Raw genomic sequence first — 12,694 nt, forward strand, 5'->3', positions numbered from 1 at the left:
CTGTCCGGGCGGGGACGGTTCTCGACGGCCGGTGCGTCAGGCGTTGTCCGCCGCGCCGGCCGTCCTCGTGTGCCGCACCACGGCCGAGGCCGCCAGGACGACGACGGCCACGGCGCCCAGCAGGGCCAGCGCCTTCGCCCAGGCGGACGTGGCGCCGAGGCTGCCGCTCAGCAGGTCGACGGTGCGGGCGCTCGCGACTCCGTGGAGCGCGATGACGGCGATGCCGATGCCCGCGGCGACGGCCCAGGCCACCACGGTGTCCCGCGCCGCGATCCACACGCAGCCCACCAGGCAGAGCACGGTGACGACCACGGACAACGTCTCCGTGTCGCCGGCCGAGCGAAGGCCCGTGAGGTCCGTCGGCAGGTGGACGAGTCCGCAGGCGAGCAGCGCGAGCGCCGCCGGCCAGCGCAGCGCCGACCGCAGCGCCGGGGAGGTGCTGTGGGTGCCGGGCCCCGTGGCCAGGGCTCCGTCCAGGGGCGAGTTCGTCCGCTTGGCGGCGCCCCGGGGGCGCTTCGGGACGGCGGCGGCCGGAACGGGCTCCTCCGTGGACCCGGTCTTCCGGTCCGCGGCGGGCCCGTGCTCGGTGGGCCGCCAGTCGCTGCTGTCGGTACCGAGGATGCCGACGAGCCGCACCACGTCCTCGATCGGCCGGCCCACCGCCGCGGCACGCAGCGTGGTCTCGGCCTGGTGGAGGTCGTATCCCGAGGCGTTCAGGAGGGCGAGCAGCTCCCGCACCTCCTCCAGGGGGCGGGAGACGGCGGCCGCGCGGAGCGCCACGTCCGCGGGGCTGGACAGTTCGCCGGTCGCCTGGAGGCGGGCCACGAGCGCGGCCACCTCCACCACCGGACGCTCGGTCGCCGCCGTCGTCAGGAGGGTGTGGACCGCCTCGTCACCGGTCTCGTCCTGGTGCGGGGCCTCCGGCACGGCCCGTACGCCCTCGTCGGTCTCCGCGAGGACGGCCGGGGGTTCGGCCGGCGGGCCGGCCGGGGGTTCGGGCGACGGATCGGCCGGCGGGCCGGTCGGGGGTTCGGCAGGCGGATCGGACCGCCGCGTCTCCGCCGGGGCCACGTCGTCGGAGAGTCCGGGGCCGGCCGGGGCCGCCGTCAGGACCGGGATGTCCGGCGCGGAGCCGGGCAGGGCCGGGAGGACGGGAAGGTCCGGCACGCCGGGCGCCGGGGACGGGGAGACAGCCGGCTGAGGGTGAGGCCCGGAGACGGGCCCTTCGATCGGCTCTCTTCCTATGTCGTCTTCCGTCGGTCGGATGTGAGGAAGGTCGGTGGTCATGTCACAGGCTCCGTTCGTGGACGTCCTGGGGAGCACCCACTGTGGCTGTCTCGTGATGTGCAAGAAACGCACACTTGACCACGATTAGCGCCCATTTCGTGATAGTGCGCCATCACAGGACGCCGCCATTGGGCCGACGGAGCGAAGACGAGCGCGGCCGGACCCCTCCAGGGGGCCGGCCGCGCACCCGCTCCCGCGCTAGCCGACCACGGAGAGGCAGGTGGTCGGGGTCGCGTGGGCGGGGTCGAGGGCGTTGGCGACCTCGTGGAAGGCGACCCGGTCCACCGTGCCGATCGCCACGTGCTCGGACAGGTCGAGCGCGCACTTGTCCTGGATGAGGACGTTGGTGACGTTCGGACCGCTCAGGAACTGCGAGCGGTACGGCGTGACGACCTCGTCGTACTGGGTCGCGATGACGTGGTAGCGGACCCCCGGCACGGTGTCGCCGCCCTCGTTGAGCCGGGTGATGAAGGGCGAGCCCGCGATCTGGTCGGCGAGGCCCGGGGTGCTGGAACCGATCAGGTCCTCGGCCCCGGGGAAGTACGGCAGGAGCCTGGTGAGGCCGAGCAGGGTGGTGCCGTGGTTGTCGGGGGCGATGCCGACGAGCGCGTTCACCTTCTCGGCCCCGCCGAGGAACTTCAGGTACCAGCGGGGCATCATGCCGCCCTGCGAGTGTCCGACGAGGTCGGCCTCGGGGGCTCCGGTGGCGGCGAGGACCCGGTCGACGTAGGCGTCGAGCTGCCCGGCGGAGGCGGCGATGGGGCCGAGGCCGTGGAAGAGGGGCACGCCCGGCAACTGCCCGTAGTCGAGCGAGAAGACGCAGTATCCGCGGTTGACGAGGTACGGTGCGAGGCCGAGCCAGTTGTCGACGGAGTTGCCGAAGGTGCCGTGGACGAGGACGACGGGGCGCGGGTGCGCGGCGGAGGGCTTGCAGGAGAAGTCGTTCCAGCCGCGGCCGGCCGCGACGGCGACGGTTTCGGCCCGCTCGGGGGCGGCGGAGGCGACGGTGGGGACGAGGGTGGCGGCGGCGGTCAGCAGCAGGACGGACAGCGCTCTGCCGGCGTGCTTCCAGGGCAGCATCGGGCGATCTCCTTGCGGCTCAAGGGGAAAGGTGGGGTGCTACGCCCTGCGGCCCGGACCACAAGTGGGGATGCGCTTCAGCCAAGCTACGCACGGGTAGCCACGGCTGGGAAGTTACGCGTCGGTAAAAAGTGATGTGTCGTCATGACCGGCTGGAAAAAGGCGAGTTGAGGACGAACGCGCGACCGGGACGTGGGAAGACCCCGGCACGGGAGCGCCGGGGTCTTCCCGTCCTCGCGCCGGGGGCCGCTCGCCCCCGGCGCGGTTCCTCTCAGAACACGCTCACCCCGTAGGCGCTCAGCGCCTCCGTCACGGGCTGGAAGAAGGTCGTCCCGCCCGAGGAGCAGTTGCCGCTGCCGCCCGAGGTGAGGCCGATGGCCCGGCTGCCCGAGTAGAGCGGGCCGCCGGAGTCGCCGGGCTCGGCGCAGACGTTCGTGCGGATCAGGCCGGAGACGATGTCGCCGCCGCCGTAGTTCACGGTGGCGTTGAGGCCCGTCACGCTGCCGCTGTGGATGCCGGTGGTGGAGCCCCGGCGGGTGACCGACAGGCCGACCGTGGCGTTGCCGGCGCTCGTGATGTCCACGCTGCCGACGGTGCCGGACTTGGTGATCGAGCCGTTGGTGTAGCGGACCAGGCCGTAGTCGTTGCCCGGGAAGCTGGACCCGGCGGTGGTCCCGAGGACGGTGGTCTTGGCGGAGTCGGCGTACCAGGTCCCGGCGCCGTCGGTGCAGTGTCCGGCGGTCAGGAAGTAGTAATTGCCGGCGCCGTCGCGGACGTTGAAGCCGAGCGAGCAGCGCCAGCCGGCGTCGGCGTAGATCGGGTCCCCGCCGGAGATCAGCTTGCTGAAGCGGCCCGGGGTCCGTTCGACCTCGATGGCGGCGGCGTTGGCACCGGCCCGCCGCTTGATCTTCGCGATCTCCGCCTCGCTGACGGTGGAGTCGGCGGTGACGACGAGCCGGCCGGTGGCGGTGTCGACGTGCCAGGCGGTGCCGGACACGTCGGCGGCGCGGACGGCGTCGCCGGTCGCCGCGAGGGCGGCCGCGTCGAAGGTGCCGGTGGGGCCGGCGTTCGCGGTGGGGGCGGCGAGCGTCGCGGCGGCGGCGAGGCCGGCGGCGACGGCGAGCAGCCGGATCGTTCTCGTGGGGGTGGTGCGCGTGGTCCTCACTTCTCGTTCCTCCCGAGGGGAATCGGGGGCCCGCCGTGGGGCGCCGGGCCCGTGAGGCGCGGCCCGGGGGCCGGCGCTGTGGGGGAGTCTCCGGCCGTACGACTTCACGCCGCAAGGGCGCCTTTCGGCCGTACGGCCGTCAACTACCGGGCACTCGTCAGGGGTTGGAGAGGTCAGACCTGGGCGAGGCGCCGCTCGCCCGCCGTGACGGCGACGTCGAGCGTGTTCCCCGGCGGCGGGAACGGGCAGAGGAAGTGGTCGGCGAAGGCGCACGGCGGCAGCAGCGCCCGGTTGAAGTCCACCGTCACCGTCCCGTCCGCCGCCGGGGCCGGGGGCTTCAGGAAGCGGAACCGGTGGCCCTCACCGCCGCCGGTGGCGTCCGCGAAGACCGCCCACAGGGAGCCGCCCTCCTCGACGGCCACCCGGAGCACGCGCTCGTCGCCGTCCAGCTCGAAGACCAGCTCGCCGGCGAGGCCGAGGCCCCGCTCCCGGCCGTCGGCGTTCTCCACCCGCACGCTGCGCGTCTCCCCGTACGGACGGAAGACGCCGGGCACCACCCAGCGCTCGTCGTACGGGGCGGCCTCGATGCCCCGGAAGGCGCGGCGCGCCTCCGCGCCGGGGTCGAAGTCCCGTACGGCCCACTCCCCCTCCCGCCGCAGCACCACGATCCGCCGCTCGGCCGCCGCGACCCGGGACTCCTCGGGCGGGCCCTGGTCGGCGGCGAGCCGGACGGTGCCGGTGAACGGCTTCCCGTCGACGGTGAGGCCGTCGTCGGCGGTCGCCGTCAGGACCACCTCGTCGCCTTCCGCCCGCCACTCCCCCGGAACGGCCGGAATTCGCCCCTCCGGGTGATCGGAGAGCCAGTGGTTGCCCGTGAGGGAGAGCAGCCCGTACGGGGAGGAGACGGCGGCCTCGCGCGCCTCGTGCCACTCCCGCCAGTCCTGCCGTGGATCCGTGCCCATGCCTTCTCAATCCTTTCGTACGGGCTCGGGGAGCCCGAGGTGGGACCGCAGCGTCGTGCCGGCGTACTCCGTGCGGAAGACCCCGCGCTCCTGGAGCAGGGGGACGACCCGGTCGACGAAGTCGTCGAGGCCGCCGGGGGTGAGGTGCGGGACGAGGATGAAGCCGTCGGCGGCGTCCGTGGCGACGAACTCCTCCAGGGCCGTCGCGACCGTCTCCGGACTGCCGACGAAGGACTGCCTGCCGGTGGCCTCGATGACGGTCTGCCGGATCGACAGGCCCCCGGCCTCGGAGAGCGCCCGCCACTTCCGGGCCGTGCCGACCGGGTCGGCGACCCGGACCCTGCCCTGGACGAGCGCCGAGTCGGGGTCGGGGTCGACGTCCGGGAGCGGCCCGTCGGGGTCGTGGCCGGACAGGTCGCGGCCCCAGACCTGCTCCAGGGCGAGGATCGCGTTCTGCGGGGAGACCTGCTGCCGGCGGATCTCGGCCGCCTTCTCCCGCGCGTCGGCGTCGGTGTCGCCGAGGACGTACGTCACGCCCGGCATGATCTTCAGGTCGCCGGGCTCCCTGCCGTAGCGGGCGAGGCGGCCCTTGACGTCGGCGTAGAACGCCCGGCCCGCCTCCGGGGTGGAGTGGCGGGTGAAGACCACGTCGGCGCCGGAGGCGGCGAACTCGCGGCCCTCGGGCGAGTCCCCGGCCTGGATGACGACCGGATGCCCCTGCGGGGAGCGCGGGACGGTGAACTCGCCGTCGATCCGGAACTGCGGCCCGCTGTGGGCGAAGGGCTTCGGGGCGCCCTCCGGGGTCCAGGAGTCCCACAGTTCGCGGGCGGTGGCGAGGAACTCGGCGGCCCTCGCGTACCTGTCGGCGCGGTCGAGGTAGCCGCCGCGCCGGAAGTTCTCGCCGGTGAAGGCGTCCGAGGAGGTGACCACGTTCCAGGCTGCCCGGCCCGCGCTGAGGTGGTCGAGCGAGGCGAGCCGGCGGGCCAGTTCGTAGGGCTCGTTGAAGGTGGCGTTGACCGTGGCGGCCAGGCCGAGCCGGTCGGTGACGGCGGCCAGCGCGTTCAGGACGGTGATCGACTCGGGCCGGCCGAGGACGTCGAGGTCGTGGATGCGGCCCGCGTGCTCGCGCAGCCGCAGCCCCTCGGCCAGGAAGAAGAAGTCGAAGAGTCCGCGCTCGGCGGTCCTGGCGAGGTGCGCGAAGGAGGAGAAGTCGATCTGCGAGCCGGAGCGCGGATCGGCCCAGACGGTGGTGGAGTTGACGCCGGGGAAGTGCGCGGCGAGGTGGATCCGCCTGCGGGGCCTCGACGGGGCGCTCATGAGCCCGCTCCCGTCCTGACGCGCGGACCGGCGGCGTACTGGCTCCCGGGGCGTTCGAGGCCCAGGTGGTCGCGGAGGGTGGTGCCCTCGTGGGCCGTGCGGAAGAGGCCCCGGTCGGCGAGCAGGGGGACGGTCTCGGCGGTGAACCGTTCCAGATCCCGCTCCGGGACGGCCGGTACGAGGTGGAAGCCGTCGACGGCCCCGCCCCGGTGCCAGTCCGCGATCAGCCCGGCGAGCGCCCCGGGCCCGCCCTCGTACGCGTCGAGGTCGGCGGTCAGCGTGAGCAGGACGCGCAGCTGTCCGGGGTCCCGGCCGTGGGCGCGGGCGCCCCGGTGCAGTTCGGCGCGGAGCGCGGCGGCCTCCTCGGCGGTGGCGGCCCCGATCAGGACCACGTCGGCGTGGTGGGCGGCGGTCTCCCGGGCGGCGGGGCGGGTGGCGTCGACGACGGTCACCGGGTTGCCCTGCGGGGGCCGGGGGACGATCGAGGGGCCCTTGACCGAGAAGGTCGCGCCCTGGAAGTTCACGTGGTGCAGCTTGCGACGGTCGACGAACCGTCCGGTCGCCACGTCCCGTATCTCGGCGTCGTCCTCCCAGCTGTCCCACAGCTTGCGGGAGACCTCGGCGACCTCGCCGGCCTCCTGCCACAGCTCGGCGGTGGGCGGCGCCGGGCGGCGGCCGAAGAGCCGGGCCTCGGCGCCGGTCGGGGAGACGTCGATCCGCCAGCCCGCCCGGCCCCGGCTGACCCAGTCGAGGGTGGCAACGGCGGCCTGGACGTGGAAGGGCTCGGTGTGGGTGGTGGTCACGGTCGGCACGAGGCCGACGGAGCGGGTCTCCGGGGCGACCCGGGCGAGGACGGCGAGCGCGTCGAGGCCCGGCCGGGCGAAGGAGTCGTCGTGGGTGAGGAAGTCGAGCCCGGCGGCCTCGGCGAGACGGGCGAGCGCGACCGCGCGGGCGGCGGTCCCCGGGCCCGGGTCGGCCCGGCCGGAGCCCGGGGCGAGCTCGGCGGCGAGGTGGAGCGGTCGGGTGCTGGTCATGCGGTCTCTCTCGGGAGGGTTCTCGCGGTACGGGGCCGGGCGCGGCGCCCGGGGACCCGGCGGTACGGGCCGCCGGGGGCCGGACGGATCCGCGCCGGGTGCGGCGCGCCCGGCCCCGTACCGGAGCCGGACGGGTCAGTTCTTGGTGCGGGGCAGGCCGGGCGGGTTGATCTCCGACTTCTGCACGGCCTCGCTCTCCAGGCCCCACCGCTCGAGGACCTGCGCGTAGGTGCCGTTCTGGATGATGTGGTCGATCGCGGCGGCGTAGGCGGCGACGAGGCCGCTGTCCTTCTTCGTGGTGGCCGCGATCTTGCCCTGGAGGCCGGCGCCCGCGCCGGAGAACTTGCCGACGATCTCCGTCTGTCCCGCCGAGAGCACGTGGTAGGCGGCCACGGGGTTGGGGCCGAGGAAGCCGTCGAGCCGGCCGGACTGGAGCGCCAGGTAGTAGTCGGGGGTGTTCTTGTAGTACTTGATGTCGACCGGCTCGCGTCCGGCCTTCTCGTTCTGCGCGGACCAGTCGACCAGGATCTTCTCCTGGTTGGTGCCGGAGTCGACCGCGATCACCTTCCCGGCCACGTCCTCGGGCCCCTTCACCGTCCAGCCGGAGCCCTTCTTGGCCTCGAAGGCGAGGTCGTCCAGGCGGTAGGTGGCGAAGTCGTACTTGTCCTTGCGCTCCTCGGTGACGGTGACGTTGGAGAGGACGCCGTCGTACTTGCCGCTGTCCAGGCCGACGAAGAGGTTCTCCCAGGAGACCGGGTTGAACTCGGGCTTCAGGCCGAGGGCGTCGGCGACCAGGGTGGCGAGGTCGATCTCGACGCCGATCAGCGTCTTGTCGTCGGTGGCGCGGAAGGCGAGCGGTGGATTGCCGGAGGCCGAGACGCCGAGGACGAGCGTGCCTCTCTCCCGTACGGCCGCGGGGAGCTTGGCGGCGATGGCGTCGACCTTCTCCGTGCGGACGCGGTTCTGCTCCGGGCTCAGGTTGACGCCGGTGTCCTTCTTGGCCTCGGGCTCGGTGGTCCCGATGGCGGCGTCCCCCGAGCCGCAGGCCGTGAGGACCCCGAGGGCGGTGAGCGAGGCGAGGGCGGTGAGGAGGGTGCGGCGGGTCTTCACGGTGATGCTCCTGTCGTGAGGGGGAGGGGAAGGGGAGGGGCGGGTCAGAGGACCTTGGAGAGGAAGGCGCGGGTGCGCTCGTGGCGCGGGCTGTCCAGCACCTCGGCCGGCGGGCCCTGCTCGACGATCCGGCCCTCGTCCATGAAGACCACGGTGTCGGCGACCTCGCGGGCGAAGCCGATCTCGTGGGTGACGACGATCATGGTGGTGCCGGTGGCGGCCAGGTCCTTGATGACGTCGAGGACCTCGCCGACCAGCTCGGGGTCGAGCGCGGAGGTCGGCTCGTCGAAGAGGAGCAGGCCCGGTTCGAGGGCGAGCGCGCGGGCGATGGCGACCCGCTGCTGCTGTCCGCCGGAGAGCTGCTTGGGGTACGCGTCCGCCTTGTCGGCGAGTCCGACGCGTCCGAGCAGCTTCCGGGCCGCGGCCTCGGCCTGCTTGCGGGGGCGCTTGAGGGCCGAGACGGGGGCCTCGACGACGTTCTCCAGGACGGTCAGGTGCGGGAAGAGGTGGAAGTTCTGGAAGACGAAGCCGATCCGGGTGCGCTGCTTGAGGATCTCGCGCTCGCGCAGCTCGTAGAGCTTGTTCCCGGAGCGCCGGTAGCCGACGAGGACGCCGTCCACGCTGACCGTGCCGCCGTCGACCTTCTCCAGGTGGTTGATGGTCCGGAGCAGGGTGGACTTGCCGGAGCCGGAGGGGCCGAGGACGACGGTGACCTCGCCGGCCCGCACGTCGAGGTCGATGCCGCGCAGGACGTGCAGGGAGCCGAAGTTCTTGTGGACGTCCCGGATCTCGACCTTGGCGGTGGTGTCGGCGGGGGCGGGCTCGGCGGTGGTGGCGGAGCTCATCGGGTGCTCCCCTTCGCGTAGTGGCGTTCGACGTAGTGCTGGACGACGGAGAGCGCGGTGGTGAGCAGGATGTACCAGACGGTGGCGACCATCAGGAGCGGGACGACCCGCCCGTTGCGGCCGTAGACGACCTGGACCTGGTAGAAGAGTTCGCCGATCGCCATGACGGAGACGATCGAGGTGCCCTTGAAGAGCGAGATGACCTCGTTGGCGGCGTTGGGCAGGATGGAGCGCATCGCCTGCGGCAGGATGATCCGCCGCACCTGCCGGAGCTTGGGGATGCCGAGGGAGGCCGCGGCCTGCAACTGGCCCTCGTCCACGGCGAGTACGCCCCCTCGGACGATCTCGGCCGCGTAGGCCGCCTGGTGCAGGGCGAGTCCGAGGACGGCGGCGCTCATCTCGCCGACCAGGCCCATCGTGTCGAAGGAGAAGAAGCTCGGCCCGAAGGGGATGCCGACGCTCAGCTCCTTGTAGAGATAGGCGAGGTTGAACCAGAAGAGGAGCTGGACGATGAGCGGGATGGAGCGGAAGGCCCAGATGTAGCCGAAGGCGACCGAGCGCAGGAAGGGGCTGGCCGACAGGCGCATGAAGGCGACCACGATGCCGATCGCGAAGCCGAGGGCGGTGCCGTGGAAGGTGAGCTGGAGGGTGACCCAGACCGCCTTGAGGATCGTCTCGGTGGTGAAGAACGCGGCGAAGACGTCCCACTCCCAGCCGGGGTTGGTGACGAGCCCGTGCGTGAACTGCACGAGCAGGACGGCGGTGACGGCGACGGCCACCCAGCGCCAGGGGTGGCGGACGGGGACGACCACGAGGCCGGCGGCCGGTGGCGGGGCGGGGGCGGCCGGTTCCTTCGTGAGCGGGTCGACCGGTGGATCGCTGGTGAGAGCCATGGCGGTTCCTCGGGAGAAAAGCAGGCGGGGTACGGGAGGGAGGGCGCCGGTCAGGCGCTCAGCGGGGCCGGGAGACGACACTCCAGGTCGCGCAGGAGGGCGAGCGCGGCGCGCGCGGTGACGTCGTTCTGCCCGAAGGCGACCCCGCCGGTGCGGGGCCGGGTGAAGGCCCCGCCGGCGCGGGCGGTGGTGTGGGGTCCGAGCGCGAAGCGGCGCGGGTGGGGGCGTCCGTCGCGCTCCAGGATCCGGCCGTCGGCGGGGTCGACGACGAGGAGGCCGCTGTCGGTGGCGCGGGCCCCCTCCTCGTGGAGGGCGCGCAGCAGCGGGCTGCCGGTGAGCTCCAGGGTGGGGTCGGGCAGCCGGGCCTCGACCAGGGCGCGGGCCTCGGTCCACTCCCCCGGCACGGCCTCGGACGAGGCCCGGAAGAGGCCGCGCTCCTCGTCGGTCTCGACGGAGATCCGGGGGCCGAGGAAGCGGACGACGCCGGCGCGGGAGAGCGCGAGGAGCCGGCGGAGCCGGGGCCCGGGCGGCCCGGAGGCGAGGTAGCTGAAGAAACCGTGCCACCAGCCGCCGGGGTCCAGGCGCGTGCCGAGCCGCAGGAGCTGCGCGTAGACGGAGAGCAGTCCGGCGAAGACGGCGGCGTCGGCACTGTGGGCGGGGTCGTGGCTGCGGGCGAGGTCGGCGGTGACGTAGGCGCGCAGGCCCTCCTGGAGGGCTTCGGCGGAGGCGAAGCGGGCTCCTTCCAGGGGGTGGTCGAGGGCGTCGAGGTCGAGCCGGTCGGCGGGGTCGGGGACGGCGGCGGTGACGAGCGCGGCGAGTTCGGCGCCGAGCGGTTCGGCCGCCTCGTAGGCCTTCTCGAAGTCGCTCCAGGGGAGCGCGGTCCGCTCGGGGTGGGTGGAGAAGAGCCGGTGGTAGTGGGCCCAGCCGAGTTCCTTGTCGACGAGCGGCCACACGTCGCGCCGGAAGTCGACCGGTTCGCGGCGCGCGAGCAGCGCGTCGGTCTGCTCGGGGCCGAAGAAGCGGGGCAGCGGGGGCCGTTCGCCGTCGAGGGCGTAGCCGATCTTCGAGTGGTACGGGACGCCCCGGCGCGATCCGACGTGCAGGACGGGCTCCCGGCCGGAGGGCACGTAGACGAGGTCGTCGCCCTCGCCCTCGTACCGGCCGCCGCGGCCCTCGGTGAGGAGGACCATCAGGTCGACGAAGGCGAGTCCGAAGCCGCGGACGAGGACGGGTTCGCCGGCGCGGAGCGCGCTCAGGTCGGTGTCGGCGGTGAAGTCGGGCGGCAGGTGGACGAGGCCGTGGCGGGCGGCGAAGTCGGCGAGCGCCCGTTGTTCGCGGTCGGGTTCGGCGTCGAGGTGGCCGACGGTGAGGACGACGAGGTCGGCGGGGAGGGGCACGGCGGAGCCCTCCAGCCAGACCCGCTGGCGTCCCTCGCGGGGGCCGCCGACCCGCAGCGCGCTCGTGCGGTGCTCGTGGACGGTGACGGAGGGGGGCAGGTCGGCCCGGACCCGCTCGTACACCCAGCGCAGGTAGGCGCCCTGGAGGGGTCGGGCGGGGAAGGTGCGACCGTCGATGCCGGCCCATTCGGCGAGGGTGGGTCCGGGCCGGACGGGCCCTTCGAGGCGCACGGTCTCGTCGGTGAACATCGTGACGTCCTCGGCCTGGGAGTTCATCCAGAGCAGCGGGGACTGTTCGGTGCGCCATATCCGGCCGGGGCCGGGCGGGTGCGGGTCGACGAGGTGGACGTCGAGGGGCCGGTCGCCGTACAGCTCGGGCAGGTTGGCGGCGAGCCGTTCGAGGAAGCCGGTCCCCCGCGGCCCGGCGCCCACGACGACGACGGAGGGGCGGGTGCTCATCGGGCACCGCCCGTTCCGCGGGCGTAGTGCCGCTCGACGTAGTACTGGCCGACGCCGAGCACCGAGGTGACGGCGACGTACCAGAGGGTGGCGACGAGGAGGAGCGGGATGACCTCGTAGGTGCGGTGGTAGACGAGCTGGGTGGAGTAGAGCAGGTCCTGGACGGCGATCACGGAGACGATCGAGGTGCCCTTGAGGGTGCCGATCAGCATGTTCCCGGCCGGCGGGACGATGGCGCGCATGGCCTGCGGGAGGACGATCCGGGAGAGCCGGCGCCACCGGCCGAGGCCGAGGGACTCGGCGGCCTCGATCTGGCCCCGGTCGACGGAGAGGATGCCGCCGCGCACGACCTCGGCGGCGTAGGCGGCCTCGTGCAGGGTGAGGCCGACGACGGCGACGGCGACGGGGCCGAGGAGGTTGACCGTGCTCACGCCGAGGATCTGCGGGTAGAGCATGCCGATGTTGAACCAGAAGAGCAGCTGGACCAGGATCGGAGTGGACCTGAAGAACCAGATGTAGCTCCAACTGACCGCGCGCAGAACGGGGTTGGCGGAGAGCCTGAGGACGGCGAGGAGGGTGCCGAGGGCGAAGCCGAGGACCATGACGAGGGCGGTCAGCCACAGGGTCAGGCCGAGGCCGCGCAGGACGGACGCGGAGGTGAAGTACTGGGCGACGACGTCCCACTGGAAGGCCTCGTTGCGGACGATCGAGACGAGGCCGAGCGCGACCAGGACGATCACGGCGCCGGCGGCGGTCCACTGCCCGGCACGGCGGGTCGGGACGATCCGGAGGGGTGGTTCGGCCGGCGGCGGGGCCGCGGCCTCCTTGGCGAGGGTGGCGAGGGGTGTCGACATGCGAAGGCTCCGTGGATGCCGGGGGCGGATCGAACACGGGGTTACGCGGGGGACGCGGGGCCGTTCACGCGGGACCACGGACGGGCTTCTCCCCCGGGGGGAGGCGACGGTGGTTCCGGCGGGAACGCGCGGGGCGTCCTCGCGAGTGCGCCTTCACACGCACGGCGAGCGGTGAGCGCGGAGCCGGGCCCCTCAGCCCGGTGTCCGCCCCGTGAGGCTACGGCCGTCGAGCGGATGCTTGTCAAGTCCGTCCGGAATATGAGCCGTTCGTCTCGCGACGGTTGACGGGGA

11 protein-coding genes are annotated in these 12,694 nt (G+C 73.6%); all 11 read right to left on the minus strand.

Annotated elements, in window-relative coordinates:
• Positions 1–36 precede the first annotated feature (36 nt).
• The 11 genes from ACFY7E_RS15275 to ACFY7E_RS15325 all read right to left on the minus strand — a co-directional run bounded on the left by ACFY7E_RS15275 (position 37) and on the right by ACFY7E_RS15325 (position 12,403).
• The gene (locus ACFY7E_RS15275) at positions 37–1,167 is read right to left on the minus strand and encodes a hypothetical protein (RefSeq protein ID WP_389484841.1); all 1,131 of its coding nucleotides are present in this window, start codon (positions 1,165–1,167) and stop codon (positions 37–39) included.
• Between the two features lie 318 nt (positions 1,168–1,485).
• Positions 1,486–2,367 carry an esterase/lipase family protein gene (locus tag ACFY7E_RS15280; RefSeq protein ID WP_389484843.1) on the minus strand — a complete coding sequence of 294 codons (882 nt, stop codon included), beginning with the start codon at positions 2,365–2,367 and terminating at the stop codon, positions 1,486–1,488.
• Between the two features lie 271 nt (positions 2,368–2,638).
• A complete protein-coding gene (locus ACFY7E_RS15285; RefSeq protein WP_389484845.1) occupies positions 2,639–3,532 on the minus strand; it encodes a S1 family peptidase in 894 nt (297 codons plus the stop codon).
• A gap of 173 nt (positions 3,533–3,705) precedes the next feature.
• A complete protein-coding gene (locus ACFY7E_RS15290; RefSeq protein WP_389484847.1) occupies positions 3,706–4,494 on the minus strand; it encodes a DUF1684 domain-containing protein in 789 nt (262 codons plus the stop codon).
• 6 nt (positions 4,495–4,500) lie between these two features.
• Positions 4,501–5,811 carry an NtaA/DmoA family FMN-dependent monooxygenase gene (locus ACFY7E_RS15295; RefSeq protein ID WP_389484849.1) on the minus strand — a complete coding sequence of 437 codons (1,311 nt, stop codon included), beginning with the start codon at positions 5,809–5,811 and terminating at the stop codon, positions 4,501–4,503.
• Positions 5,808–6,845: an LLM class flavin-dependent oxidoreductase gene (locus ACFY7E_RS15300; protein ID WP_389484851.1), complete on the minus strand. Its 1,038-nt coding sequence runs from the start codon at positions 6,843–6,845 to the stop codon at positions 5,808–5,810. The genes ACFY7E_RS15295 and ACFY7E_RS15300 overlap by 4 nt, the downstream gene beginning before the upstream one ends.
• A gap of 135 nt (positions 6,846–6,980) precedes the next feature.
• Positions 6,981–7,955 carry an ABC transporter substrate-binding protein gene (locus ACFY7E_RS15305; protein ID WP_389484853.1) on the minus strand — a complete coding sequence of 325 codons (975 nt, stop codon included), beginning with the start codon at positions 7,953–7,955 and terminating at the stop codon, positions 6,981–6,983.
• A 44-nt stretch (positions 7,956–7,999) separates the two neighbouring features.
• Positions 8,000–8,800: an amino acid ABC transporter ATP-binding protein gene (locus ACFY7E_RS15310; RefSeq protein WP_389484858.1), complete on the minus strand. Its 801-nt coding sequence runs from the start codon at positions 8,798–8,800 to the stop codon at positions 8,000–8,002.
• Positions 8,797–9,693 (minus strand): amino acid ABC transporter permease, encoded by an 897-nt coding sequence (locus ACFY7E_RS15315; protein WP_389484861.1) that lies wholly within the window; start codon positions 9,691–9,693, stop codon positions 8,797–8,799. Before ACFY7E_RS15315 ends, ACFY7E_RS15310 begins: the two co-directional genes overlap by 4 nt.
• Positions 9,694–9,743: 50 nt before the next feature.
• A complete protein-coding gene (locus ACFY7E_RS15320) occupies positions 9,744–11,549 on the minus strand; it encodes an FAD/NAD(P)-binding protein (RefSeq protein WP_389484863.1) in 1,806 nt (601 codons plus the stop codon).
• A complete protein-coding gene (locus ACFY7E_RS15325; RefSeq protein ID WP_389484865.1) occupies positions 11,546–12,403 on the minus strand; it encodes an amino acid ABC transporter permease in 858 nt (285 codons plus the stop codon). The genes ACFY7E_RS15320 and ACFY7E_RS15325 overlap by 4 nt, the downstream gene beginning before the upstream one ends.
• Positions 12,404–12,694 lie beyond the last annotated feature (291 nt).

It is taken from the genome of Streptomyces sp. NPDC012825 (assembly GCF_042900925.1).
Lineage (GTDB): Bacteria > Actinomycetota > Actinomycetes > Streptomycetales > Streptomycetaceae > Streptomyces.

What these genes read in the sequence shown, in the direction of transcription:
- ACFY7E_RS15280 (WP_389484843.1), bottom strand. Translation starts at nt 2,367, where the DNA reads ATGCTGCCCTGGAAGCACGCCGGCAGAGCGCTGTCCGTCCTGCTGCTG.
- ACFY7E_RS15320 (WP_389484863.1), bottom strand. Translation starts at nt 11,549, where the DNA reads ATGAGCACCCGCCCCTCCGTCGTCGTCGTGGGCGCCGGGCCGCGGGGG.
- ACFY7E_RS15315 (WP_389484861.1), bottom strand. Translation starts at nt 9,693, where the DNA reads ATGGCTCTCACCAGCGATCCACCGGTCGACCCGCTCACGAAGGAACCG.
- ACFY7E_RS15300 (WP_389484851.1), bottom strand. Translation starts at nt 6,845, where the DNA reads ATGACCAGCACCCGACCGCTCCACCTCGCCGCCGAGCTCGCCCCGGGC.
- ACFY7E_RS15325 (WP_389484865.1), bottom strand. Translation starts at nt 12,403, where the DNA reads ATGTCGACACCCCTCGCCACCCTCGCCAAGGAGGCCGCGGCCCCGCCG.
- ACFY7E_RS15290 (WP_389484847.1), bottom strand. Translation starts at nt 4,494, where the DNA reads ATGGGCACGGATCCACGGCAGGACTGGCGGGAGTGGCACGAGGCGCGC.
- ACFY7E_RS15310 (WP_389484858.1), bottom strand. Translation starts at nt 8,800, where the DNA reads ATGAGCTCCGCCACCACCGCCGAGCCCGCCCCCGCCGACACCACCGCC.
- ACFY7E_RS15295 (WP_389484849.1), bottom strand. Translation starts at nt 5,811, where the DNA reads ATGAGCGCCCCGTCGAGGCCCCGCAGGCGGATCCACCTCGCCGCGCAC.